The sequence below is a fragment of the Pseudomonas sp. B7(2017) genome (assembly GCF_002112745.1).
In the GTDB taxonomy this organism is placed as follows: Bacteria; Pseudomonadota; Gammaproteobacteria; order Pseudomonadales; family Pseudomonadaceae; genus Aquipseudomonas; species Aquipseudomonas ekonensis.
In genome coordinates this window covers 30,083-55,071 of the sequence record NZ_NEIP01000005.1, presented here as the reverse complement: position 1 = coordinate 55,071, position 24,989 = coordinate 30,083, and the positions used below count along the sequence as shown (strand labels likewise).

The following is a 24,989-nucleotide window of genomic DNA, read 5'->3' as shown; positions in this document are numbered from 1 at the left end:
TTTTATGCCTCAACGACTCAGCGCTGATGCACCAGCGCACCGGCGGCGTAGGTCTGCGCCACAGTGCGGTCATCCCCCAGCGTCATCAGCACGAACAGCGTCTCGGCGATGTTGTTCGCCTGCTTCAGGCGATAGCCCAGCAGCGGCGTGGCGTTGTAGTCCAGCACCAGGAAATCGGCGTCGGTGCCCGGCTGCAGGTTGCCGATCTTGTCTTCCAGGCGCAGCGCCCGGGCACCGCCGAGGGTGGCCAGGTACAGCGACTTGAACGGGCTCAGGCGGGCGCCTTGCAGCTGCATCACCTTGTAGGCTTCGTTCAGGGTCTGCAGCAGCGAGAAACTGGTGCCGCCGCCCACGTCCGTGCCCAGGCCGACGTTGAGCTTGTGCTTCTCGGCCATCGGCAGGTTGAACAGGCCGCTGCCGAGGAAGAAGTTCGAGGTCGGGCAGAACGAAATCGCCGAGCCGGTCTCCGCCAGCCGCGCGCATTCCTCGTCGCACAGGTGCACGCCGTGGGCGAACACCGAGCGCTCGCCGAGCAGCCGGTAGTGGTCGTAGACGTCCAGGTAGCCCTTGCGCTCCGGGAACAGTGCCTTGACCCACTCGATTTCCTTGAGGTTTTCGCTGATGTGGGTCTGCATGTACAGATCCGGGTATTCGGTGAGCAACTGGCCGGCGAGGGTGAGCTGTTCCGGGGTGCTGGTGGGGGCGAAGCGCGGGGTGACCGCGTAGTGCAGGCGGCCCTTGCCGTGCCAGCGCTCGATCAGCGCCTTGCTGTCCAGGTAGCTGGATTCGGCGGTGTCGGTCAGGTAGTCCGGCGCGTTGCGATCCATCATCACCTTGCCGGCGATCATGCGCAGGTCCAGCTTCTCGGCGGCCTCGAAGAATGAGTTCACCGACTGCGGGTGCACGCTGCCGAACACCAGCGCGGTGGTGGTGCCGTTACGCAGCAGTTCCTTGATGAAGATGTCGGCCACCTCGTCGGCGTGGGCCTTGTCGCCGAACTGGCTTTCGCATGGGAAGGTGTAGGTGTTCAGCCAGTCCAGCAGTTGCTCGCCGTAGGCGCCGACCATGCCGGTCTGCGGCAGGTGGATGTGGGTGTCGATGAAGCCCGGGGTGATCAGCGCGTCCTGGTAGTGGGTGATCTCGATGTCCGCCGCCAGGGTCGGCAGCAGTTCGCTGGCGTGGCCCAGGGCGCTGATCTTGCCGTCGTCGACCACCAGCAGGCCGTCCTCGAAGTATTCGTAGGAGGCTTCGATGCCGACCTCGGCGGGGTCGGCGATGCTGTGCAGGATGGCGGCGCGGTAGGCTTTGCGGGTCAAAGGCATGACGGTTCTCAATTTGAGGCTTTAAGGTGGGCGGCCTGGCTGCGGCGGGAAACCGGCAGCAGCTTGGCGATCGGTTCGGCGCCGGCGGTGTGCTGGCCGAAGTTGGCGTTGTAGGTGGCGATGATCTCGCCGGCGATGGAGATGGCGATTTCCGCAGGCAGCTTGCCTTTGACTTCGCCGATGCCCATCGGGCAGCGCATGCGTTGCACGACGCCGGCGTCGAAGCCGCGGTCACGCAGGCGGTGTTCGAACTTGGCGCGCTTGGTCTTGGAGCCGATCAGGCCGAAGTAGGCGAAGTCGTTGCGCTTGAGGATCGCGGCGGTGAGCTCCAGGTCCAGCTGATGGTTGTGGGTCATGACGATGCAGTAGCTGCCGGCGGGCAGGTCGTCGATTTCATCCACAGGCTCTTCGGCGACGATCTTGCGCACGCCGTGGGGGATCTGTCCGGGGAATTCCTCTTCCCGCGAATCGATCCAGCGCACCCGGCACGGCAGGCCGGCGAGCAGCGGCACCAGCGCCCGGCCGACATGGCCGGCGCCGAACACGGCGACCTGCGCCTGCACCTGGCCCATCGGCTCGAACAGCAGCACGGTGGCGCCGCCGCAGCACTGGCCGAGGCTGGCGCCGAGGCAGAAGCGCTCCAGGTGGGTGTCCTGCCGGCCGCTGGCGAGCATGTCGCGGGCGATCTGCATGGCCTTGTATTCCAGGTGCCCGCCGCCGATGGTGTCGAACGCCTGACGGGCGCTGACGACCATTTTCGAGCCGGCGTTGCGCGGCGTCGAGCCGAGCTCTTCGATGATGGTCACCAGCACGCAGGGCTCGCCCTGGTTCTGCAGGTCGGCGAGGGCGTCGATCCAGTTGTACATGTTCACCTCGACATCGTCGTTGTCTGTTCGGGCCTTATCGCTGGCAAGCCAGCTCCCACAGTGTTTGGTGGTGCTCACAGAATCCGAAATCTATTCGGACCTGTCGGAGCTGGCTCCACAGTGTTTGGTGGTGCTCACAGAATCCGGAATCTATCCGGACCTGTCGGAGCTGGCTCCACAGTGTTTGGTGGTGCTCACAGAGTCCGGAATCTATCCGGACCTGTCGGAGCTGGCTCCACAGTGTTTGGTGGTGCTCACAGAATCCGAAATCTATTCGGACCTGTCGGAGCTGGCTCCACAGTGTTTGGTGGTGCTCACAGAGTCCGGAATCTATCCGGACCTGTCGGAGCTGGCTCCCACAGTGTTTTGTGGTGTCCACAGAAACCGGATTCCACCCGGATCCTGTGGGAGCTGGCTTGCCAGCGATCGGCGCGCCTCGGTCTCAGAGCGGAGCCAGCTCGGTTTCGGCCTCGACCGCTTTCGCGACCTTCAGCCGGCGCATCTGCTCGCAGCCCCACAGCACCCGCTCCGGCGTCGCCGGGGCGTCGATCTTGGGCTGGTGCCTGTAGTCGCCGAGGCTCGCCACGGCATCCTTGATCGCGCACCAGGCCGCGATGCCGAGCATGAACGGCGGCTCGCCCACGGCCTTGGAATGGAACACGGTGTCTTCCGGGTTCTTGCGGTTCTCCACCAGCTTCACCCGCAGGTCCACTGGCATGTCCGCCACGGCCGGGATCTTGTAGCTGGCCGGGCCGTTGGTCATCAGCTTGCCCTTGTTGTTCCACACCAGCTCTTCGGTGGTCAGCCAACCCATGCCCTGGACGAAGCCGCCCTCGACCTGGCCGATGTCGATGGCCGGGTTCAGCGAGGCGCCGACGTCGTGGAGGATGTCGGTGCGCAGCATCTTGTACTCGCCGGTCAGGGTGTCGACGATCACCTCGCAGCACGCCGCGCCGAAGGCGAAGTAGTAGAACGGCCGGCCGCGGGCCTGGCTGCGGTCGTAGTAGATCTTCGGGGTCTTGTAGAACCCGGTGCTCGACAGCGACACCTGATTGAAATACGCCTGCTGGATCAGCGCCTCGAAGGTCAGGATGTGATCGCGGATGCGCACATGGCCGTTGTGGAACACCACGTCCTCTTCGCTGACCTTGTACTGGCGGGCGGCGAATTCGATCAGGCGTTTCTTGATGGTCTCGGCGGCGTTCTGCGCAGCCTTGCCGTTGAGGTCGGCGCCGCTGGAGGCGGCGGTCGGCGAGGTGTTCGGCACTTTGTCGGTGTTGGTCGCGGTGATCTGCACCCGGTCGATCTCGACCTGGAACACTTCGGCCACCACCTGGGCGACCTTGGTGTTCAGGCCCTGGCCCATTTCCGTGCCGCCGTGGTTCAGGTGGATGCTGCCGTCGGTGTAGACGTGCACCAAGGCCCCGGCCTGGTTGAGGAAGCTGGCGGTGAAGGAAATGCCGAACTTCACCGGGGTCAGCGCCAGGCCTTTCTTCAGGATCGGGCTGTTGGCGTTGTAGCGGCGGATCGCTTCGCGGCGCTCGGCGTACTGGCTGCTCTCTTCCAGCTCGGCGGTCATTTCCTCGAGCATGTTGTGCTCGACCGTCTGGTAGTAGTGGGTGACGTTGCGCTCGGTCTTGCCGTAGTAGTTGGCTTTGCGCACCGCCAGCGGATCGAGGTTCAGGTGGCGGGCGATGGCGTCCATCACCTCTTCGATGGCGACCATCCCCTGCGGGCCGCCGAAGCCGCGGTAGGCGGTGTTCGAGGCGGTGTTGGTCTTGCAGCGGTGACCGTTGATGGTCGCGTCGCCCAGGTAGTACGAGTTGTCGGAGTGGAACATCGCCCGGTCGACGATGGACGCCGACAGGTCCGGTGAGCAGCCGCAGTTGCCGGCCAGTTCCATGGCGATGCCGTGCAGGCGCCCGGTGCTGTCGAAGCCGACGTCGTACTCGACGTAGAAGGGGTGGCGCTTGCCGGTCATCAGCATGTCCTCGACCCGCGGCAGGCGCATCTTGGTCGGCTGGCCGGTGAGGTGCGCGACCACCGCGCACAGGCACGCGGGGCTGGCGGCCTGGGTTTCCTTGCCGCCGAAGCCGCCGCCCATGCGGCGCATGTCAACCACCACCTTGTTCATCGACACGTCCAGCACTTCGGCCACCAGCTTCTGCACTTCGGTGGGGTTCTGCGTGGAGCAGTAGACGATCATGCCGCCGTCTTCGGTGGGCATCACCGAGGAAATCTGCGTCTCCAGGTAGAAATGCTCCTGGCCGCCGATGTGCAAGGTGCCCTGGATGCGGTGTTCGGCGGTGGCCAGCGCGTTGGCCGAGTCGCCGCGTTGGTGGGTGTGGCTGTCCAGGACGAAATGGCGTTTGCGCAGGGCTTCGACCACGTCCAGCACCGGCTCCAGGTCTTCGTATTCGACGATCGCGGCCATGGCGGCCTTGCGAGCGGTCTCAAGGTCCCTGGCGGCCACGGCCAGCACCGGCTGACCGACGAACTGCACGTCATCGATGGCCAGCAGCGGGTCGCCCGGCAGCAGCGGGCCGATGTCCTTCAGGCCCGGCACGTCCTCGTGGGTGATGGCGATGCGCACGCCTTCGAAGGCGTAGCAGGGGCTGGTGTCGATGCGCAGGATCTTCGCGTGGGCGCGGTCCGACAGCCGCGCGTAGACGTGCAGCTGGTTGGGGAATTCCAGGCGGTCGTCGATGTACTGCGCTTCACCGGACACATGCTTGGCGGCGCTGTCGTGCTTGACGCTGCGGCCGACACCGGTGGTCAGGTCCTGGGCGAACAGTTGCGCCAGCTCGGCCTGGGACTTCTCTGCGGCGTGATGGTTAGACATAAGCGGTCACCCGGGTCTCGATGTGCGGTGTTTGCAGTTCGATGAAGTACTTGCGCAGCAGGTTCTGCGCGCTGAGCAGGCGGTATTCCTTGCTGGCGCGGAAGTCCGAGAGCGGCGTGAAGTCATCGGCCAGGGCGGCGCAGGCGCGTTCGACCACGGCGTTGCCGAACGGCTGGCCCAAAAGGACGGCTTCGCAGTGGGCGGCGCGTTTGGGGATCGCGGCCATGCCGCCGAAGGCGACGCGGGCGTCGGCGATCACGCCGTTGTCGATGCGCAGGTTGAACGCGGCGCAGACGGCGGAGATGTCATCGTCCAGGCGCTTGGACACCTTGTACGCACGGAAAAGCTGCTCGGCGCTGGCGCGGGGCACGATGATCTTCTCGATGAATTCGCTTTCCTGGCGGGCGGTCACCCGGTAATCGATGAAGTAATCCTCCAGGGCCAGGGTGCGCCGGGTGTCGCCCTTGCACAGCACGATCTGCGCGCCGAGGGCGATCAGCAGGGGCGGGGAGTCGCCGATCGGCGAGGCGTTGCCGATGTTGCCACCCAGGGTGCCCTGGTTGCGGATCTGCAGGGAGGCGAAGCGGTGCAGCAGTTCGCCGAAGTCCGGGTATTCGGCGTTCAGGGCGTCGTAGCAGTCGGAGAGGGCGGCGGCCGCGCCGATCTCCAGGCGGTCGTCGAAGCGCTCGATGCGCTTCATTTCGGCGACATTGCCCACGTAGATCATCACCGGCAGCGGCCGGTGGAACTGGGTGACCTCCAGCGCCAGGTCAGTGCCGCCGGCCAGCAGGCGGGCCTGTGGATAAGCGTCGTAGAGGTCGGCCAGGTCGGCGACGGTCAGCGGCACCAGGCAACGCTTGTCGCCGCTGTTGAGTTCGCCGATGTCGGTGGGGGCGATGGCCTTGAGGCGGGCGATGGTCTCGGCTTCGCGGGCGTCGAACTGGTCCGCCTGCTTGCCGCAGCACGACTGCTCGGCGGCGGCCAGGATCGGCCGGTAGCCGGTGCAGCGGCAGAGGTTGCCGGCCAGCGCTTCGTGGGCCTTGTGGGTGTCCGGCGCGTCGCTGTTCTTTTGCAGGGCGAACAGCGACATCACGAAACCGGGGGTGCAGAAGCCGCACTGCGAACCGTGGCACTCGACCATGGCCTTCTGCACGCTGTGCAGTTCGCCTTTGTGCTTGAGGTCTTCGACGCTGATCAACTGCTTGCCGTGCAGGGACGAAACGAACGTCAGGCACGAGTTGAGGCTGCGGTAGCGGATGCGTTCGCGGCCATCGTCATCCGTCTGCAGTTCGCCGACCACCACGGTGCACGCGCCGCAGTCGCCGCTGGCGCAGCCTTCTTTGGTGCCGGTCTTGCCCACGTGTTCGCGCAGGTAGTTGAGCACCGTCAGGTTCGGGTCCAGGGCGTGCTCGCTTCGGAGTTCCTGGTTGAGTAAAAACTGGATCACGGATGGCCTCGCAGACTCATTATTGTTGTTGACCGATGGGAACCGAATTTAGCAGGTCTGACTTTTCGGTCAATGGTTTTCTGACTTAAAGGTCAGGAAAACTGCTTTTGTCGATCGGCAACGTGTCTCTTCAGTATTGACCCTTGCCGGGATACCCGCTTTTTTGCGGGATTCGTGCCAAAAACCGCCGAGTGGGCACTCCGCCACACCCCCTCAATTGCGCTACACTGCGCCGCTTGTGCAGATCGAAGAGTTTGAAGGACAACCATGACGTTCAAGGCGCCGGACAGCCTCGCCGAGCAAATCGCTCACCACCTCGCCGAACGGATCATCCGCGGCGAAATGAAGCCGGGAGAGCGCATCCAGGAACAGAAGGTCACGCAGGCGCTCAACGTCAGCCGCGGTTCGGTCCGCGAAGCCTTGCTGATCCTCGAACGCCGCCACCTGATCGCGATCCTGCCGCGCCGCGGCGCCCACGTGACCGAGCTGACCGCGCACAAGGTGCGCAGCCTGTGCACGCTGATGAGCGAGCTGTACATCCTGCTCGGCAACTCGGTGGCCAACGGCTGGCAGGTGCAGGCCGACATGGCGCCGTTCGTGCAGATCCAGCAGCGCCTGGCCGCCAGCTACGCGCGCCAGGACATCCGCTCCTTCGTCGACGACAGCTTCAGCGTGATGCGCGCCGCCTACCCGTTCGCCGACAACCCGTACCTGCAGGAAACCGTCGAGAACCTGCAGCCGGCCATGAGCCGCGCCTACTTCCTGGCGCTGGAGCAGCGCAAGGCCGAGATGAGCGAGTTCCTCGAACTGTTCGAACGCCTGCTGGCCGCGGTGCTCGCCCGTGACCTGCCGCAGATCCGCATCGTGCTGACGGCGTACGCCCAGCGCAGCTGCGATCTGGTGGTGTCTGCCCTGACGGCGGCCTGACCTTGCGGCTCAAGTGCATCAAACTGGCGGGGTTCAAGTCCTTCGTCGACCCGACCACGGTCAACTTCCCCAGCAACATGGCGGCGGTGGTCGGGCCGAACGGCTGCGGCAAGTCGAACATCATCGACGCCGTGCGCTGGGTCATGGGCGAGAGCTCGGCCAAGAACCTGCGCGGCGAGTCGATGACCGACGTCATCTTCAACGGTTCGACCAGCCGCAAGCCGGTGAGCCAGGCCAGCATCGAACTGGTGTTCGATAACGCCGACGGCACGCTGGTCGGCGAGTACGCGGCCTACGCCGAGATCTCGATCCGCCGCAAAGTCACCCGCGACAGCCAGAACAGCTATTACCTCAACGGCGCCAAGTGCCGCCGCAAGGACATCACCGACATTTTCCTCGGCACCGGCCTCGGCCCGCGCAGCTACTCGATCATCGAGCAGGGGATGATCTCCAAGCTGATCGAGGCCAAGCCGGAAGACCTGCGCAACTTCATCGAAGAGGCGGCGGGGATCTCCAAGTACAAGGAGCGCCGGCGCGAGACGGAAAACCGCATCCGCCGCACCCACGAGAACCTCGCCCGCCTGACCGACCTGCGCGAAGAGCTCGAGCGCCAGCTCGAACGCCTGCACCGCCAGGCCCAGTCCGCCGAGAAGTATCAGGAATACAAGGCCGAAGAGCGTCAGCTCAAGGCGCAACTGTCGGCCCTGCGCTGGCAGGACCTGAACGATCAGGTCGGCCAGCGCGAATCGGTGATCGGCAGCCAGGAAGTCAGCTTCGAGGCGCTGGTCGCCGAGCAGCGCAACGCCGATGCGGCCATCGAACGCCTGCGCGACGGTCACCATGACTTGTCCGAGCGCTTCAATCTGGTGCAGGGGCGCTTCTATTCGGTCGGCGGCGACATCGCCCGGGTCGAGCAGAGCATCCAGCACGGCCAGCAGCGCCTGCGCCAGTTGCAGGACGACCTGAAAGAGGCCGAGCGCGCAAGGCTTGAAACCGAATCGCACCTGGGCCACGACCGCACGCTGCTGCTGACCCTGGCCGAAGAGCTGGACATGCTCACCCCCGAGCAGGAAGTCACCAGCGCCGCCGCCGAGGAATCCGCCGCGGCCCTGGAAGAAGCCGAGCTGACCATGCACGGCTGGCAGGAGCAGTGGGACACCTTCAACCTGGCGTCCGCCGAGCCCCGGCGTCAGGCCGAGGTGCAGCAGGCGCGGATCCAGCAGCTCGAAACCAGCCTGGAGCGCCTGGCCGACCGTCAGAAGCGTCTTGGCGAGGAGCGGGCGCTGCTGTCGGCCGATCCGGAAGACGCGGCGATCATGGAATTGAGCGAGCAGCTCGCCGAATCCGAAGCGACCCTCGAGGATCTGCAGACCAGCGAAGAGGCGCAGGTCGAGAAGCTCGAACAGCTGCGCCAGGACCTGCAACAGGCGTTGACCGCCCAGCAGCAGGCCCAGGGCGACCTGCAACGGCTCAACGGCCGTCTGGCGTCGCTGGAGGCCTTGCAGCAGGCGGCGCTCGATCCGGGCACCGGCACCGCCGAGTGGCTGCGCGAGCACCACCTGGCCGAGCGTCCGCGTCTGGTCGAAGGGCTGAAGGTGGAAGCCGGTTGGGAGCTGGCGGTGGAAACCGTGCTTGGCGCCGACCTGCAAGCGGTGCTGGTGGATGATTTCGCCGGTTTGGACCTGTCCGGGTTCGAGCAGGGCGACCTGCGGCTGCTCACCCTGGCCGGCGACGGCGCGCGGATGCCGGGCAGCCTGCTGGACAAGGTCGAGGCGCAGGCCGATCTGTCGCCGTGGCTGGGCCAGGTCAAGCCGGTGGACAGCCTGGAGCAGGCCCTGGCCCTGCGCGCTCAGTTGGGCGCCGGGCAAAGCGCGATCAGCCGCGACGGCTACTGGGTCGGTCGGCATTTCCTGCGGGTGCGCCGTGCCAGCGAGGCCGAAAGTGGCGTGTTGGCGCGGGGGCAGGAAATCGACAACCTGCAGCTCGAACGCGAAGAGCGCGAAGCCACGGTCGAGGCCATGGAAACCCGCCTGCAGAACCTGCGTGCGCAACAGCGCCAGCAGGAGAACGGCCGCGAGCATCTGCGCCGGCTGCTGCAGGACGAGGCCCGTCAGCAAGGCGAGCTCAAGGCTCAGCTATCCGCCGGCAAGGCCAAGATCGAACAATTGACCCTGCGCCGCACCCGCCTGGACGAAGAGCTGATCGAGCTCGACGAGCAGCGGGCGCTGGAGCACGAACACATCGGCGAATCGCGGATGCAGCTGCAGGACGCCCTCGATGCCATGGCCCTGGACACCGAGCAGCGCGAACTGCTGCTGGCCCAGCGCGACAGCCTGCGCGAGCGGCTCGACCGGGTGCGCCAGGAGGCCCGCCAGCACAAGGATCACGCCCATCAACTGGCGGTGCGCCTGGGGTCGTTGCGCGCCCAGCATGATTCCACCCGGCAGGCGCTGGAGCGCCTGGAGATGCAGGCCGAGCGCCTCACGGAAAAGCGTGAGCAGCTGAACCTGAACCTGGAGGAGGGCGAGGCGCCGCTGGAGGAGCTGCGCCTCAAGCTGGAAGAGTTGCTCGAAAAGCGCATGAGCGTCGACGAAGAGCTCAAGACCGCCCAGATCGCCCTGGAAGACGCCGACCGCGAACTGCGCGACGCGGAAAAGCGCCGCACCCAGGCCGAGCAGCAATCGCACCTGATCCGCGGCCAGCTCGAACAGCAGCGCATGGAATGGCAAGCCCTGACCGTGCGCCGCACGGCCCTGCAGGACCAACTGCTGGCCGACGGCTACGACCTGCACGGCGTGCTCAATACCCTGAGCGCCGAAGCCAACGAGAAGGACGCCGAAGAGGAACTGGAACGCATCGCCGCGCGCATTCAGCGCCTGGGTGCGATCAACCTCGCGGCGATCGACGAATATCAGCAACAATCCGAGCGTAAACGTTATCTGGATGCCCAGGACGCCGATCTGGTGGAAGCGCTGGAGACCCTGGAAAACGTCATCCGCAAGATCGACAAGGAGACCCGCAACCGCTTCAAGGATACCTTTGATCAGATCAACGGCGGTTTGCAGGCCCTTTTCCCGAAAGTTTTCGGTGGCGGCAGCGCGTATTTGGAACTGACGGGCGAAGATCTACTCGATACAGGGGTGACGATCATGGCGCGGCCGCCAGGAAAGAAGAACAGCACCATCCATTTGCTCTCCGGCGGCGAAAAGGCCCTGACCGCGTTGGCACTGGTCTTTGCGATCTTCAAGTTGAATCCGGCGCCGTTCTGCATGCTCGATGAAGTTGACGCGCCACTGGATGACGCTAACGTTGGACGCTACGCACGATTGGTCAAAGAGATGTCGCAGACGGTGCAGTTCATCTATATCACCCACAACAAGATCGCCATGGAAATGGCCGATCAGCTGATGGGGGTGACGATGCACGAGCCCGGTTGCTCGCGGTTGGTGGCGGTGGATGTCGAGGAGGCGATGGCGATGGTGGATGCCTGAGCCGGTGGGTTGTCGGAAAGGTGTTTTCGGTCTGTAGGACTTCATAACCGGTTCCGACTTGCTGGCCAATCGACATAAACGCGCAAGCCAATGTGACAGACGGTGTAAAGTTGCCTTTGGTCGTGCTAGTTTAATGTCAATTTTTCGTATACGTGGGCAAAACGCCTGTCAGAACATAGAGTTGGCGCCACGTTTTAAAGCGGTTTGCACAATGTAAACCCCTTATTTTTCAGCATTTTTCATAGAGGCACGGGATTACATGGAAATCGGTCTGCGCGAGTGGCTGATCGTCATCGGCATCATTGTGATAGCCGGTATTCTTTTCGATGGCTGGCGCCGCATGCGCGGCGGCAAGGGAAAACTGAAATTCCGTCTTGACCGCAATCTGTCCAACCTGCCGGACGAGGACAGCAATGCCGAGTTGCTGGGCCCGGCCCGCGTGCTGGAAACCCACAAGGAACCGCAGCTGGACGAGCATGATTTGCCGTCGGTGAGCATGCCCGCCCGTGAGCCGCGCGAGCCGCGTGAGTCCGGCTCCAAGCGCAGCAAGCGCGGCAGCAACAGCCCGGCCCAGGGCGACCTCGACCTGGACGTGGACGCCGGCCCGAGCTTCAGCAGCCGTGACGACGACTTCATCGCCGACACCAAGCCGTCGCCGGCGGTGGGCGACAAGGATCAGCCGCAGGCCGAGGAAGTGCTGGTGATCAGCGTGATCTGCCGCGACCCGGCCGGCTTCAAGGGCCCTGCGCTGTTGCAGAACATCCTGGAAAGCGGCCTGCGCTTCGGCGAGATGGACATCTTCCACCGCCACGAAAGCATGGCCGGCAACGGCGAAGTGCTGTTCTCCATGGCCAACGCGGTCAAGCCGGGCATCTTCGATCTGGACGACATCGACCATTTCAGCACCCCGGCCGTGAGCTTCTTCCTCGGCCTGCCGGGCCCGCGTCATCCGAAACAGGCCTTCGACGTGATGGTGGCCGCCGCCCGCAAGCTGTCCCAGGAACTGAACGGCGAGCTCAAAGACGACCAGCGCAGCGTCCTGACCGCGCAGACCATCGAGCACTACCGTCAGCGCATCGTCGAGTTCGAACGTCGCGCCCTGACCCAGAAACGTTGATCCAAAAGGTTGCCCTGCGATGCACCGGGCAATCGGCAAAACAGATTGAGCAGCTTCGGCTGCTCTTTTGCTTTATGAGAGAACACCCATGACTGCCGTCGAAACCCGCATTCTAGAGCTGCGCGCCGAGCTCGATCAGCACAACTACCGTTACCACGTCCTCGACGAGCCGAGCATTCCGGACGCCGAGTACGACCGGCTGTTCCACGAGCTCAAGGCCCTGGAAGCGGCCCACCCGGAACTGGTCACCCGCGACTCGCCGACCCAGCGCGTCGGCAGCGTGGCGCTGACGGCATTCACCCAGGTGCGCCATGAAGTGCCGATGCTCAGCCTCGGCAACGCCTTCGAAGAGACCGACATGCGCGAGTTCGACCGACGGGTGACCGAAGGCCTGGACCTGCCGGCCGGCGACCTGTTCGGCGGCGGTGCGGCGGTGGAGTACAGCTGCGAGCCGAAGCTCGACGGCCTGGCCGTCAGCCTGCTGTACCAGGACGGCCTGCTGGTGCGCGGCGCCACCCGTGGCGACGGCACCACCGGCGAAGACATCAGCGTCAACGTGCGCACCGTGCGCAACATCCCGCTGAAGCTGCACGGCAGCGGCTGGCCGGCGACCCTGGAAGTGCGCGGCGAAGTGTTCATGTCCAAGGCCGGTTTCGAGCGCCTCAACGAGTCTCAGCTGGAGAGCGGCGGCAAGACCTTCGCCAACCCGCGCAACGCCGCCGCCGGCAGCCTGCGTCAGCTCGACTCGAAGATCACCGCCAACCGCCCGCTGGAATTCTGCTGCTACGGCATCGGCCAGGTGTCCCACGACATCGCCGACACCCACATCGGCAATCTCAAGCAGCTCCAGGCCTGGGGCATGCCGATCAGCCACGAGCTGAAACTGGCCAAGGGCATCGACCAGTGCCTGGACTACTACCGCGACATCGGCGAGCGGCGCAACGGGCTGGCCTACGAGATCGACGGCGTGGTGTTCAAGGTCAACAGCATCGCCGACCAGCGCGAGCTGGGTTTCCGCGCACGGGAGCCGCGCTGGGCCATCGCACACAAGTTTCCGGCCATGGAAGAGCTCACCGAACTGCTCGACGTGGAATTCCAGGTCGGCCGCACCGGCGCCGTCACGCCGGTGGCGCGCCTCAAACCGGTCAAGGTCGCCGGCGTCACCGTGGCCAACGCCACGCTGCACAACATGGACGAAGTGGCGCGCCTGGGCCTGATGATCGGCGACACCGTGATCATCCGCCGCGCCGGCGACGTGATCCCGCAGGTGGTGCAGGTCGTCGCCGAGCGCCGGCCCCACGATGCGCGTCCGGTGCAGATCCCCGAGAACTGTCCGGTCTGCGGCTCCCATGTCGAGCGCACGCAACTGGTCAAGCGCAGCAAGGGCCGCGAAACCGTCAGCGAGGGCGCGGTGTACCGCTGCGTCGGCCGTCTGGCCTGCGGGGCGCAGCTCAAGCAGGCGATCATCCACTTCGTGTCCCGTCGGGCCATGGACATCGAAGGGCTGGGCGACAAGAGCGTCGAGCAGTTGGTGGATGAAGGGCTGGTGAATTCGCCGGCCGATCTTTACGCGCTCAAGTTCGACGACATCGTCGATCTGGAAGGCTTCGCCGAGGTGTCGAGCAACAAGCTGCTGGCCGCCATCGACGACAGCAAGAAGCCGGGGCTGGCGCGCTTCATCTATGCGCTCGGCATCCCTGACGTCGGCGAGGAGACGGCCAAGGTGCTGGCGCGTTCGCTGGGTTCCCTTGAGCGCGTGCAGCAGGCCTTGCCGCAGGTGCTGACCTACCTGCCGGACATCGGCCTGGAGGTGGCGCACGAAATCCACAGCTTCTTCGAAGACGACCACAACCGTCAGGTGATCGGCGAACTGCTGGGCCATGGCCTGCAGATTCAGGATCAAGGCGAGCTGGGGGCGGAATTCGCCGCCAGCACCACGCTGGGCGGTTTGCTCGACAAACTGCACATTCCGTCGGTCGGCCCGGGCGGAGCGCAGAAGCTGGCGGACAAGTTCGGTTCGCTCGAAGGGGTGATGAACGCCGACTGGCTGGACATGCGTCAGGCATTGCCGGAAAAGCAGGCCAATTCGGTTCGCGAGTTCTTCGCGTTGCCGGAGCACCGCCGGTTGGCCGAGTCCGCCGAGCGGCAATTGCGCGATTTCGGCATGCACTGGCAGAGCGAAAAGAAAGTCGTCGAAGGCCTGCCGCTGGCCGGTCAGACCTGGGTGCTGACCGGCACGCTGGAGCTGATGAGCCGCGACATCGCCAAGGAAAAGCTCGAAAGCCTCGGCGCCAAGGTGGCCGGTTCCGTGTCGGCCAAGACCCACTGCGTGGTCGCCGGCCCCGGCGCAGGCTCGAAGCTGGCCAAGGCCAATGAGCTGGGGCTCAAGGTGCTGGACGAAGAGGCGTTCGTGGCGTTCCTGAAGGGGCACGGTATCGCTGTTTGATCGAATGCCCTGCGGGAACGGTCAAGGCGCCGCAATGATCTAGTCTTGGCTAACCCCAGGGAGAGATCGCCATGTATCGCTTTTTCGAGCAGCTCGGTTCCCGCCTCATCGCGCCGTTCGCGGGCGAACCTTCGCGCAGCAGCAAAGTCTGGCCGTGCCGTTGCGGCCAGTCGCTGTTCTTCCGCAACAGCCAATGTCTGGCCTGCAATGCGGTGCTCGGCTACCAGCCGGGCCGGGCGCTGCTGACCTCGCTGCAGCCGGGGCCGGAGCAGGGCACCTGGACGCTGGATGCGGCCCCGGACGCCGGCCTGTTCCGCCGCTGCGCCAACCTCGACACGCCCGCCGCCTGCAACTGGCTGCTGCCGGCCATCGGCGATGATGTCCTTTGCGCTGCCTGCCGGCTCAACCGCACCGTTCCGGACTTGTCCGATGCGCAGAACCCCGAGCGCTGGCGCAAGGTGGAGATCGCCAAACGACGGCTGGTGGCGCAACTGATCAGCCTCGGCCTGCCGGTGATCCCCAAGACCGTGGATGAGGACACCGGCCTGGCCTTCGACTTCATCGGCATCGACCGCGAGGGCAACGCGCCCGTCACCGGCCATGCCAACGGCCTGATCACCCTCGACATCAAAGAAGCCGACGACGCCCACCGCGAGCAGGTGCGGGCGGCGATGCACGAACCCTACCGCACGCTGCTCGGGCACTTCCGTCATGAGGTCGGGCACTATTACTGGGATCGGCTGATCGCCGACGGGCCCTGGCTGGGGGCGTTCCGCAACCTGTTCGGCGACGAGCGGGCCAGCTACGCCGAAGCATTGGAGCGGCACTATCGGGAAGGCGCCCCGGCGGACTGGCAGCAGAGCCACGTCAGCGCCTACGCCACCATGCACCCTTGGGAAGACTGGGCGGAAACCTGGGCGCACTACCTGCACATGATGGACGCCGTCGACACCGCGCTGGGCTTCGGCATGAGTGCGCGGGAGGTGGAGCTGGACTATCCGCCGTTCCCGGCCAGCGTGCTGTATGACCCGGAGCATCCCGAGGGGCCGGCGTTCCTTTCGTTCGTCAACGCCTGGATCGAGCTGGCGGGGATGCTCAACGAACTGTCGCGCAGCATGGGCCAACCGGATTTCTATCCCTTCGCGCTGCCGGCGGCGGTCATCGCCAAGCTGCATTTCATCCACCTGGTGACCCAGCAGGCGGGCGGCAGGGCGGACGAAGTGCTTCAGGCGCAATAGCAAGTGCTTGAACCTCTTCATGTTTTTATTCTGCAACCAGCGGTTGTAACTTCGCCTCAGATAGGTACAATGGCGCGGCTCGCCGACAGGTGAGCGTCGTTATGGTGACCCTATCGGTCCCCCCGCAACGATTACCCGTGAACCTGGTCAGAGCCGGAAGGCAGCAGCCACAGCGGGAACATTGTGTGCCGGGGTGTGGCTGGTAGGGTTGCCACCTTAACGAACACCGAACGCGTCAACACCGAACTGCATGGGTTTCGCCCACTGCGGTTTTTTTGTGTCTGCGATTTGCCTGTTTGGCCTCGATCCTTTGCGCAGGCGGGCCTGCCCGCGGTGGCGCCATCGTGGCGTTAATATTTCCAATCAGGTTCCCGTGCCTGCGTCGAGGACGGGGGTGGCATACTCCAGCACCTGTCATCGAGAAAGTGGAGCGGACGAAATGGATGACTTGATCCGAGAAAGGATCCGCGACTGGCAGTTCAGGCGCCTGGAGATCAAGGAGCGGATGCAGTCGCACCCCGAGGAGACGCTGGAGCTGGCGCAGGTGCTGGACCTGATGGATGAAGAGCATGCCGCGATCCTCAGCGGCGCGGCCGGCCATGAAGCGGACGCCGGCGTCGCAGCCGACGAGGCGCCGCAGCCGGCTGCCGGTGCGTTCAGCCTGCAACTGCATGTGGCTGCGCACAGCGGCGAGGACTTGAGCCGCCTGCTCGACCTGGCCGTCCACGAGCTGCAGAAGCGCATCCAGGCCAACGAGGCACCGGGAGGCTGCCCCGGCAACATGTCGGGCACCCTCGGCGACTATCGTTTCGAGCTTCACCTAAACGACGGGGTCGCCGATGAATGACCCTGTGACCCGTTTTCTGCCGGCGACGAGGGCGTATGCACCCGGAACACGTTGATCTGTCCAGCCCCGTGTACTTGCCGGTCACCGATGACACCTGCACAGGGCTGCTGCAGGCGGACGGCGCCACCCTGCTCGGCACCCTGACGGATCCGGAGCTGGCGGCGGTGCTGGTCATCCAGAACCTGGCGCAAGCGGCGCAGCAGGCGCTGACCGCCAGTGCGGCGGAAGCGGTGCTGACCAGGCTGATCGCCTGGTCCGTCGAGGCGCGGCCCGGTGGCGGGGCGGGCTTGCTGGCGGAGGCGCAACGGCTGTTCGACCCGCGCAAGCTGTACTTCGGCCTGAACGTCATCAAAGGCTTGGGACTGCGCCTCCTGCCGGCCGACGAGGTGGCGGCGAAGCGTTACCTGCTGCCCGACGGCCAATGGGATACCGGATTCAAGATCCGCCATTTCACCGCCAACAATCCGTTCAGCCAGCAGATGGTGACGCCCCGGCACCGCGAGCGCTGGCTGAGCCCTGCGCAAGACAAGCTGATTCGAACCTTCCGCGCCAACCTGGACGAAGACCTGCACGTGCAGGGCTACGCCGGCATCGGCAAAAGCCACGTGCTGGGCGCCCTGATGGAGTGCCTGCGGCCGGGCGCCACGCTGGTGCTGGCGCGCACCGCCGAAAAGCTGGCGACCCTGCGCGAGCGGGCTGGCCAGGGGCGGATGGGCAGCGCGTGCGCCACCTTCGAGGGGTTTGCGCGCAACCTGTTGCACGAGCCGGTTTCCCGATCGGCGGGTAAGCGCTCGGCAGGGTCGGGCCGGCAAGCGCTGTGCGAAGCGTTGAACATCCTCGGTTTTCAGGCCCGTGACGTTCAGGCGACTCTGGATCTTTGCCTCAAGGTGGTTGAAACCTACTGCGGCTCACGGGATCGCAGCCTGTCGAGCAGGCATTTCCCCGTGTTCAGGACGCCGTTGACCGGTCTGGAGGCCAACGTGCTGCTCGAGTATTCGAGTCGGCTGTGGGGCTATCTGCAGGCCGATCCGGCGTGGGCCGGCCAGACCGGCTTCGAGGCGCTGCTGCTGATCAAGCGGGCGAGCCTCGCAGGCTGCCGGGTGCCCGACCGTTACACGCATGTGCTGATCGACGAAAGCCAGGACGTTCCAGCCTCCCTGCTGCAGATGCTGGAGCGGGGCCGGCAGGTGCTGATCACTTTGGGGGATGAGTACCAGCACGCCAGCCGCGACATCGTCAAAAGAAAGCGTGAAGTGCGCCGCAGTGACATCAACTGCTCCGTGCGTTCTGGCCGCAGCGTCGAGCGCCTGGTCAACCCGTTGATCTTGCTGCACTCGCAAAAGAGCAAGGTGCCCTTTGAAGGCGCCCGCGACGCCGATGTCGGCATCGAGCATTACCCGCAAGGCTTTGTGCCGCCTGAAGGCTGCGTAGTGTTGACGGCCTCCCGCTGGGACACCATGAAGTGGGCCCTGGAGCTGCTCGACGCCAACTGCCCGTTCAGCTTTGCGGACGCGGCGGCGCAGGCGGGCTTCATGACGTCGGCCATCGAGCTGTTCAGGTCGGAGCGCTACGGCGGCGGATTGCGCGAAGGCGCGCTGCATCCGGCGTTCAGCGATCTGCCCGACTGGCGGCAGGTGCGTGAGGCCAACCGGTTCGACGGGTCGTTCCTGTGGGTCGAGGCCAGACTGGAAAAGGGCCTGACGGTAGCCGACCTGAACCGCATTCACCTGATGGCCGGCATCCCGGGCAAGCGCTGCCTGCTGATGCGGGCGGAGGAGGCGGGTGGCATGGAGTTCGACCGGGTTCTGCTGACGCCCGAGCTGCTCACCACCGAGCCATTCAGGGACGCCGACGAATTCGACCACCGGATCTGCGCCGTGTACATCGCCGTGTCCCGCGCCAGGCAGCAGCTTTACCTGCCGTTCGATGCCGTCGAATGGGTCGAGTACCACAAGGACCGGCCGTTCCGGGAGCGGCAGGGTTACTGACCGGGACCGCCACAAGGCCCCTGTGGGAGCCTGTTGGCGATGGCGATGGCGATGGCGGTGGGTCAGGCGCCGGCGATGTCGGCCGTGATGGCCCAATCGCTGGCAAGCCAGCTCCCACAGGTTTTTGTGGCGTACCTAGATCCTGCAAACACCCGGGATACCTGTGGGAGCCAGCCTGCTGGCGATGGCGGCGGGGCAGGCACTGGTGATGCCGGATGTGCCGGCCTCATCGCTTGCAGGCAAGCTCCTACAGGTTTGCGGTGGCCGCTGATCTGGCTTTCATAGGGTCATTTGGAGCTTTCGGGCGTGCCGGTGTAGAGCCGGATGATGTCATCGATCTCCCCCGACATTTTCATCCTCAGCAGCGTGCGCAGGATCCGCTGCGCCGGCACCTGCGGATCGTTCCTCACGTAGCAGCCGACATGCTGCTCCTGCAGCACCGCCACCCCTTGCAGTTGCTGCCCCGGCAGCAGGCGTTGGTTGAACCAGTCCAGGGTCCATTGATTGCTCACGGCGTAGCGGTAGCGCCCGGCGATGAGCTTCTCCAGCACCTGTTCCTGGTTGCGTGCGTCTTCGCGTTGCAGGCGGCCGCTGTCGAACAGCGGTTGCAGGGTGGGGTAGGCGTAACCCAGCACCGTGCCGACGGGTTGGTGCGCAAGGTCAGCGGGGTCGATGCCGGTGGGCGGGCCCTGAAGGCTGATCAGCAGGTCGCGCTGGAACAGCAGCGGCACGCTCCAGAGGTAGTCGCCGGACTGGTTGGGCAGCCAGGACTGCGCGGCATAGCAGCGCACGTCGACCTCGCCGTGCTCCATGGCGTTCTGCACCCGGGTGCGGGGTAGCACATGAAATTGCGCCGGCACGCCGACCTGGGTCGCGAGGCTGAGCATCATGTCGTACAGGATGCCCTGGGTCGGGCGGCCGCGTTCGAACTGCACCATCGGCATCGCCCAGCTGTCGGCGACGACGAAGCGCAGCGGCGCGTCCGACGCCGCCACATTCAGGCTGATCCCCAGCATTGTCCCCAAGGCCCACCGCATAAACGCTCCGGCAATTCCCGATCCCGAACCGATAAACGCCTCTGAGCATGCAGCTTAGCCAGATTAGGCGAGGACACCGGATGCAATTTTGCCCTTGCTCCGCTAGCATTAGCCGCTTCTGCTTCCTTTGCCGCGACGGTTTTCGATGAGTTATCAGGTTCTTGCACGTAAATGGCGTCCGCGCTCGTTCCGCGAAATGGTCGGCCAGACCCATGTGCTCAAGGCTCTGATCAATGCCTTGGACAGCCAGCGGCTGCACCACGCCTACCTGTTCACCGGCACCCGCGGGGTCGGCAAGACCACCATTGCGCGGATCATCGCCAAATGCCTGAACTGTGAGACAGGCATCACTTCCAGCCCCTGCGGCGAGTGTTCGGTGTGCCGCGAGATCGACGAAGGCCGTTTCGTCGACCTGATCGAGATCGACGCCGCGAGCCGCACCAAGGTCGAAGACACCCGCGAGCTGCTCGACAACGTGCAGTACGCCCCGAGCCGCGGACGCTTCAAGGTCTACCTGATCGACGAAGTGCACATGCTCTCCAGCCACTCGTTCAACGCGTTGCTCAAGACGCTCGAAGAGCCGCCGCCCTACGTCAAGTTCATCTTGGCGACCACCGATCCGCAGAAACTTCCGGCAACGATTCTGTCGCGCTGCCTGCAGTTCTCCCTGAAGAACATGACCCCGGAGCGGGTGGTCGAGCACCTGACCCACGTGCTCGGCGCCGAAAACGTGCCGTTCGAGGACGACGCCCTGTGGCTGCTGGGCCGCGCGGCGGACGGCTCGATGCGCGACGCCATGAGCCTGACCGACCAGGCCATCGCGTTCGGTGAAGGCAAGGTGCTGGCCGCCGATGTGCGGGCGATGCTCGGCACCCTGGATCACGGCCAGGTCTACGACGTGCTGCATGCGTTGATCGAAGGCGATGCCAAGGCCTTGCTCGAAGCCGTGCGCCATCTGGCCGAGCAAGGGCCTGACTGGAACGGCGTGCTCTCGGAGATGCTCAACGTGCTGCACCGCGTGGCCATCGCCCAGGCGCTGCCGGACGGCGTCGACAACGGCCACGGCGACCGTGACCGCGTGCTGGCGCTGGCACAGGCGTTGCCTGCCGAAGACGTGCAGTTCTATTACCAGATGGGCCTGATCGGCCGCCGCGACCTGCCGCTGGCGCCGGATCCGCGCGGCGGCTTCGAGATGGTGCTGTTGCGGATGCTGGCCTTCCGGCCTGCCGACGCGACGGACGCCCCGAGGCAAACGCTAAAGCCGGTGGGGATCAGCCAGGCCACAGTTGATTCCGCGAACGCAGTGGCTGCCGCGCCGAAGGCTGCTTCGGTGGCGGCGGTTGCTCCCGATCCTGAGCCGGCCCCCGCGCCGGCGGCCGTTGCGCCGGTGCCCGCACCTGCGCCTGCCCCGGAACCGGCCCCGGAGCCTGTCCAGGCCGCTCCAGCAGCGGAGCCCGAGCCGGAACCCGTCGCCGAGCCCGAGCCGGTCGTCGACCTGCCGTGGAACGATCCGGTGGACGCGGTTCCGGTGCAGCAGCCGGCCGTCGAGCCGGTGCTGGATACCGTCGCCGAGCAGCCGGACCTGCCGCCGGTGCTGTCGCCGACCCCGGACAGCGTGGTGCCGGACGCGCCGGAGTGGGCTTCGGCGGCGATTCCCGAGCCGTCCATGGCCGATGTCGATGTCGCGACCCCCGGCATGGACGCCGACGACGAACCGCCGCTGGACGAGGACTACATCGAGCCGGACATGGATTCGGCCTACAGTTACCTGGATGACCTGGCTAGCGAACACGCCGCCGAACCTGCGCCGGAGCCCGAGCCTGAACCCGCTGCGGCGCCGGCCACCGGCCTGGCCCTGCAATGGCTGGAGCTGTTCCCGAAACTGCCGGTCTCCGGCATGACCGGCAGCATCGCCGCCAACTGCACGCTGATCGCGGTCGACGGCGACCATTGGCTGCTGCACCTGGACCCGGCCCACAGCGCGCTGTTCAACGCCACCCAGCAACGCCGGCTCAACGATGCGCTGAACCAGTACCACGGGCGCACGCTGAGCCTGTCCATCGAGCTGATCAAGCCTGAGCAGGAAACGCCGGCCCAGGCCGCGTCCCGCCGACGCGCCGACCGTCAGCGCGAGGCGGAGGAGTCGATCCACGGCGATCCGTTCATCCAGCAGATGGTGCAGCAGTTCGGCGCGGTCGTGCGGCACGATACTATTGAACCTGTCGATGCCCTGGTCGCCCAGGGCTAACCAATGAAGGCGCCGGGCCGCGAACGCCGGGCGCCGTTTTGATCCAAGTACTTTTTGAGGTGATTCCCATGATGAAAGGTGGCATGGCCGGCCTGATGAAGCAGGCGCAGCAGATGCAGGAAAAAATGGCCAAGATGCAGGAAGAGCTGGCCAACGCCGAAGTCACCGGCAAGGCGGGCGGCGACATGGTGAGCGTGGTCATGACCGGCCGTCACGACCTCAAGCGCGTCAGCATCGACCCGAGCCTGCTGCCGGGCCTGGACGATGACGACCGCGAAGTGATCGAAGACCTGGTGGCCGCCGCCGTCAACGACGCCGTGCGCAAGATCGAAGCCAACAGCCAGGAGAAAATGGGCAGCATGACCGCCGGCATGCAACTGCCGCCGGGCATGAAACTGCCGTTCTGATCGGCTTCGCGCATCGCACGCAACACGAAAATGCCAGGCGTTTGCCTGGCATTTTTGCAGGTGCCGCCTTCAAGAGGCGTCCCGGGCCCGTAGGGCCGGACAATTGACGCTGTCCGGAGGCGCGGGTATAAACCGCGTCTCGTTGTTTTGTCGGACTTTTCCCCATGAGCTTCAGCCCTTTGATTCGCCAACTGATCGACGCCCTGCGAACCTTGCCGGGAGTGGGTCAGAAAACTGCCCAGCGCATGGCGTTGCAGTTGCTCGAACGCGACCGCAGCGGCGGTACGCGTCTGGCCCAGGCGCTGAGCCAGGCCATGGAGGGGGTCGGGCATTGCCGCCAGTGCCGCACGCTGACCGAAGACGACCTGTGCCCGCAATGCGCCGATCCGCGCCGCGACGACACGCTGCTGTGCGTGGTGGAAGGGCCGATGGATGTCTACGCGGTCGAGCAGACCGGGTTCCGCGGGCGCTACTTCGTGCTCAAGGGGCACCTGTCGCCGCTGGACGGCCTGGGTCCTGAGGCCATCGGCATTCCCCAGCTGATGGCGCGCATCGAAGAGGCGGGCACCTTCACCGAAGTCATTCTCGCCACCAACCCGACGGTGGAAGGCGAGGCCACGGCGCACTACATCGCCCAACTGCTGCACAACAAAGGCCTGGTCGCCTCGCGCATCGCCCATGGCGTACCGCTGGGCGGCGAGCTGGAGCTGGTGGACGGCGGGACGCTGGCCCACTCGTTCGCCGGGCGCAAGCCGATTTCCCTCTGAAGGTCGGCTGCCGGTTTCGGCCCCATCGCCAGCAGGCTGGCTCCCACACTATTTCAATGTGGGAGCCAGCCTGCTGGCGATAGAATCCCCTCGATCCCCCTGATACCCACACAATCCTGTTGAAAACCAAGCAAGCGCTCGGTTAACGTCGGCGAACCTTTCCGTGGAGTTCGCCGATGCCCGCCTTCCAGGAATACTTCGACCCCAGCCACCAGATGATCCGCGACAGCGTCAGACGTTTCGTCGAGCGCGAGATCCTGCCTGACATCGATGCGTGGGAAGAAGCCGAAAGCTTCCCCCGTGAGCTGTATCTGAAGGCCGGCGCCGCCGGCATCCTCGGCATCGGCTATCCAGAGGCGCTGGGCGGCAGCCACGAAGGCGACCTGTTCGCCAAGGTCGCCGCCAGCGAAGAATTGATGCGCTGCGGCTCCGGCGGCCTGGTGGCGGGCCTCGGCTCGCTGGACATCGGTTTGCCGCCGATCCTCAAGTGGGCCAGGCCCCACGTGCGTGACCGCGTGGTGCCGGCGGTGCTGCGCGGCGAGAAAATCTGTGCCTTGGCCGTCACCGAGCCCGGCGGCGGATCCGACGTCGCCAACCTGCAGACCCGTGCCGTGCGCGACGGGGACGTCTACCGGGTCAGCGGCAGCAAGACCTTCATCACCAGCGGCGTGCGCGCGGACGTCTACACCGTCGCGGTGCGCACCGGCGCGCCCGGGTTCGGCGGCATCAGCCTGCTGATGATCGAGAAGGGCACGCCGGGGTTCACCGTGGGCCGGCAACTGAAGAAGATGGGCTGGTGGGCGTCGGATACGGCCGAGTTGTTCTTCGACGATTGCCCCGTGCCGGCGGGCAACCTGATCGGGGCCGAAAACATGGGCTTCGCCTGCATCATGGGCAACTTCCAGAGCGAGCGCCTGGCCCTGGCGCTGATGGCCAACATGACCTCGCAGATGGCCCTGGAGGACAGCCTGGCCTGGGCCCGGGAGCGTGAGGCGTTCGGCAAGCCCATCGGCAAGTTCCAGGTGATCCGGCACAAGCTGGCCGAAATGGCCACGGCGCTGGAGGTGTCGCGGGAGTTCACTTACCGGCAGGCGGCGAAGATGGCGGCGGGGCAGAGCGTGATCAAGGAGATCTCCATGGCCAAGAACTTCGCCACGGACACCTCGGAGCGCATCACCACCGAAGCCGTGCAGATCCTCGGCGGCCTGGGCTACATGCGCGAGAGCCGGGTGGAGCGGCTGTACCGGGACAACCGGATCCTGTCCATCGGCGGCGGGACGCGGGAAGTGATGAACGAGATCATCGGCAAGCAGATGGGGCTTTGAGGCTGCGGTGCTGCAACAAGGGGGGAACACGATCCCCCCCTGTGGGAGCCAGCCTGCTGGCGCTGACGGCCGAAAAGGCGCCGCTTACTTGTCGGTCAGGGCGAACCGGGTCAGGCAGAACGTAGGAATCCCCATGTCCTGCAGACGCTGGGAACCGCCCAGTTCCGGCAGGTCGATGATCGCGGCCGCCTCGTGCACCCGGGCGCCCATGCGGCGGATCAGGTTGGCGGCTGCGATCAGGGTGCCGCCGGTGGCGATCAGGTCATCGAACATCACCACCGAATCGCCTTCGCACAGGCTGTCGGCATGCACTTCCAGGAAGGCTTCGCCGTACTCGGTCGCGTAACCCTCGGCCAGCACGTCGGCCGGCAGCTTGCCCTGTTTGCGGAACAGCACCAGCGGCTTGTTCAGCTGGTAGGCCAGCACCGAACCGATCAGGAACCCGCGCGCGTCCATTGCCCCGATGTGGGTGAAGTCGGCTTCCACGTAGCGGTGGGCGAAACTGTCCATCACCTGGCGCAGGGCGGTCGGGGACTGGAACAGCGGGGTGATGTCGCGAAAGATCACGCCCGGTTTCGGAAAGTCGATCACAGGGCGGATCAGGGATTTGATGTCGAAGGAATCGAAGGGCATCGTCGAGGTGTCCTGGCAGGGCTGCAAACGGCGCAGTATAC

At 65.4% G+C, this 24,989-nt stretch carries 17 protein-coding genes and 1 other RNA gene; 12 read left to right on the top strand and 6 right to left on the bottom strand.

Annotated elements, in window-relative coordinates:
* Window positions 1-17: 17 nt before the first annotated feature.
* The 4 genes from guaD to xdhA all read right to left on the bottom strand — a co-directional run bounded on the left by guaD (window position 18) and on the right by xdhA (window position 6,477).
* The gene (gene guaD / locus CAG29_RS11495) at window positions 18-1,322 is read right to left on the bottom strand and encodes a guanine deaminase (RefSeq protein WP_085577584.1); all 1,305 of its coding nucleotides are present in this window, start codon (window positions 1,320-1,322) and stop codon (window positions 18-20) included.
* Between the two features lie 8 nt (window positions 1,323-1,330).
* A complete protein-coding gene (xdhC, locus tag CAG29_RS11490; protein ID WP_085694468.1) occupies window positions 1,331-2,188 on the bottom strand; it encodes a xanthine dehydrogenase accessory protein XdhC in 858 nt (285 codons plus the stop codon).
* A gap of 442 nt (window positions 2,189-2,630) precedes the next feature.
* Window positions 2,631-5,030, bottom strand: coding sequence for a xanthine dehydrogenase molybdopterin binding subunit (gene xdhB, locus CAG29_RS11485; protein ID WP_085577582.1), 2,400 nt, complete (start codon window positions 5,028-5,030; stop codon window positions 2,631-2,633).
* Window positions 5,023-6,477, bottom strand: a complete 1,455-nt coding sequence (gene xdhA, locus CAG29_RS11480) for a xanthine dehydrogenase small subunit (RefSeq protein ID WP_085656300.1) — start codon at window positions 6,475-6,477, stop codon at window positions 5,023-5,025. Before xdhA ends, xdhB begins: the two co-directional genes overlap by 8 nt.
* A gap of 267 nt (window positions 6,478-6,744) precedes the next feature.
* Between xdhA and CAG29_RS11475 the strand changes: the two genes are divergently transcribed.
* The 8 genes from CAG29_RS11475 to CAG29_RS11440 all read left to right on the top strand — a co-directional run bounded on the left by CAG29_RS11475 (window position 6,745) and on the right by CAG29_RS11440 (window position 18,531).
* A complete protein-coding gene (locus tag CAG29_RS11475) occupies window positions 6,745-7,404 on the top strand; it encodes a GntR family transcriptional regulator (protein ID WP_085577580.1) in 660 nt (219 codons plus the stop codon).
* A gap of 2 nt (window positions 7,405-7,406) precedes the next feature.
* Window positions 7,407-10,895 (top strand): chromosome segregation protein SMC, encoded by a 3,489-nt coding sequence (smc, locus tag CAG29_RS11470; protein ID WP_085694466.1) that lies wholly within the window; start codon window positions 7,407-7,409, stop codon window positions 10,893-10,895.
* Between the two features lie 259 nt (window positions 10,896-11,154).
* Complete coding sequence (gene zipA, locus CAG29_RS11465; RefSeq protein WP_085577578.1) at window positions 11,155-12,012, top strand: cell division protein ZipA; 858 nt, start codon at window positions 11,155-11,157, stop codon at window positions 12,010-12,012.
* A gap of 88 nt (window positions 12,013-12,100) precedes the next feature.
* The gene (ligA, locus tag CAG29_RS11460; RefSeq protein ID WP_085656298.1) at window positions 12,101-14,458 is read left to right on the top strand and encodes an NAD-dependent DNA ligase LigA; all 2,358 of its coding nucleotides are present in this window, start codon (window positions 12,101-12,103) and stop codon (window positions 14,456-14,458) included.
* A 71-nt stretch (window positions 14,459-14,529) separates the two neighbouring features.
* A complete protein-coding gene (locus CAG29_RS11455; protein ID WP_085577576.1) occupies window positions 14,530-15,696 on the top strand; it encodes a putative zinc-binding metallopeptidase in 1,167 nt (388 codons plus the stop codon).
* A gap of 111 nt (window positions 15,697-15,807) precedes the next feature.
* An RNA gene (gene ffs, locus CAG29_RS11450) (signal recognition particle sRNA small type) lies at window positions 15,808-15,904 on the top strand.
* Between the two features lie 231 nt (window positions 15,905-16,135).
* Window positions 16,136-16,543, top strand: coding sequence for a hypothetical protein (locus CAG29_RS11445; protein WP_085577575.1), 408 nt, complete (start codon window positions 16,136-16,138; stop codon window positions 16,541-16,543).
* A gap of 35 nt (window positions 16,544-16,578) precedes the next feature.
* Complete coding sequence (locus CAG29_RS11440) at window positions 16,579-18,531, top strand: hypothetical protein (RefSeq protein WP_085694464.1); 1,953 nt, start codon at window positions 16,579-16,581, stop codon at window positions 18,529-18,531.
* Between the two features lie 287 nt (window positions 18,532-18,818).
* Here the strand turns inward: CAG29_RS11440 and CAG29_RS11435 are convergent, their stop codons facing one another.
* Entirely contained in the window at window positions 18,819-19,568 is a 750-nt protein-coding gene (locus CAG29_RS11435) for an ABC transporter substrate-binding protein (RefSeq protein WP_085631371.1), read from the bottom strand.
* 145 nt (window positions 19,569-19,713) lie between these two features.
* Here CAG29_RS11435 and dnaX point away from each other — a divergent pair, with 145 nt between their 5' ends.
* From dnaX to CAG29_RS11415, 4 genes are all read left to right on the top strand, one after another.
* Window positions 19,714-21,816, top strand: coding sequence for a DNA polymerase III subunit gamma/tau (gene dnaX, locus CAG29_RS11430; protein WP_085694462.1), 2,103 nt, complete (start codon window positions 19,714-19,716; stop codon window positions 21,814-21,816).
* Between the two features lie 68 nt (window positions 21,817-21,884).
* Window positions 21,885-22,223 carry a YbaB/EbfC family nucleoid-associated protein gene (locus tag CAG29_RS11425; protein ID WP_085577571.1) on the top strand — a complete coding sequence of 113 codons (339 nt, stop codon included), beginning with the start codon at window positions 21,885-21,887 and terminating at the stop codon, window positions 22,221-22,223.
* 164 nt (window positions 22,224-22,387) lie between these two features.
* A complete protein-coding gene (gene recR / locus CAG29_RS11420; RefSeq protein WP_085577570.1) occupies window positions 22,388-22,990 on the top strand; it encodes a recombination mediator RecR in 603 nt (200 codons plus the stop codon).
* A 176-nt stretch (window positions 22,991-23,166) separates the two neighbouring features.
* Window positions 23,167-24,315: an acyl-CoA dehydrogenase family protein gene (locus CAG29_RS11415; protein ID WP_085631373.1), complete on the top strand. Its 1,149-nt coding sequence runs from the start codon at window positions 23,167-23,169 to the stop codon at window positions 24,313-24,315.
* 84 nt (window positions 24,316-24,399) lie between these two features.
* On the opposite strand, the gene CAG29_RS11410 is transcribed toward CAG29_RS11415, so the two are convergent.
* A complete protein-coding gene (locus CAG29_RS11410; RefSeq protein ID WP_085577568.1) occupies window positions 24,400-24,948 on the bottom strand; it encodes an adenine phosphoribosyltransferase in 549 nt (182 codons plus the stop codon).
* Window positions 24,949-24,989: the final 41 nt, after the last annotated feature.

What these genes read in the sequence shown, in the direction of transcription:
- CAG29_RS11415 (WP_085631373.1), top strand. Translation starts at nt 23,167, where the DNA reads ATGCCCGCCTTCCAGGAATACTTCGACCCCAGCCACCAGATGATCCGC.
- CAG29_RS11425 (WP_085577571.1), top strand. Translation starts at nt 21,885, where the DNA reads ATGATGAAAGGTGGCATGGCCGGCCTGATGAAGCAGGCGCAGCAGATG.
- dnaX (WP_085694462.1), top strand. Translation starts at nt 19,714, where the DNA reads ATGAGTTATCAGGTTCTTGCACGTAAATGGCGTCCGCGCTCGTTCCGC.
- xdhB (WP_085577582.1), bottom strand. Translation starts at nt 5,030, where the DNA reads ATGTCTAACCATCACGCCGCAGAGAAGTCCCAGGCCGAGCTGGCGCAA.
- CAG29_RS11410 (WP_085577568.1), bottom strand. Translation starts at nt 24,948, where the DNA reads ATGCCCTTCGATTCCTTCGACATCAAATCCCTGATCCGCCCTGTGATC.
- guaD (WP_085577584.1), bottom strand. Translation starts at nt 1,322, where the DNA reads ATGCCTTTGACCCGCAAAGCCTACCGCGCCGCCATCCTGCACAGCATC.
- ligA (WP_085656298.1), top strand. Translation starts at nt 12,101, where the DNA reads ATGACTGCCGTCGAAACCCGCATTCTAGAGCTGCGCGCCGAGCTCGAT.
- zipA (WP_085577578.1), top strand. Translation starts at nt 11,155, where the DNA reads ATGGAAATCGGTCTGCGCGAGTGGCTGATCGTCATCGGCATCATTGTG.
- CAG29_RS11440 (WP_085694464.1), top strand. Translation starts at nt 16,579, where the DNA reads ATGCACCCGGAACACGTTGATCTGTCCAGCCCCGTGTACTTGCCGGTC.
- CAG29_RS11435 (WP_085631371.1), bottom strand. Translation starts at nt 19,568, where the DNA reads ATGCGGTGGGCCTTGGGGACAATGCTGGGGATCAGCCTGAATGTGGCG.
- CAG29_RS11445 (WP_085577575.1), top strand. Translation starts at nt 16,136, where the DNA reads ATGGATGACTTGATCCGAGAAAGGATCCGCGACTGGCAGTTCAGGCGC.
- xdhC (WP_085694468.1), bottom strand. Translation starts at nt 2,188, where the DNA reads ATGTACAACTGGATCGACGCCCTCGCCGACCTGCAGAACCAGGGCGAG.
- CAG29_RS11475 (WP_085577580.1), top strand. Translation starts at nt 6,745, where the DNA reads ATGACGTTCAAGGCGCCGGACAGCCTCGCCGAGCAAATCGCTCACCAC.
- recR (WP_085577570.1), top strand. Translation starts at nt 22,388, where the DNA reads ATGAGCTTCAGCCCTTTGATTCGCCAACTGATCGACGCCCTGCGAACC.
- CAG29_RS11455 (WP_085577576.1), top strand. Translation starts at nt 14,530, where the DNA reads ATGTATCGCTTTTTCGAGCAGCTCGGTTCCCGCCTCATCGCGCCGTTC.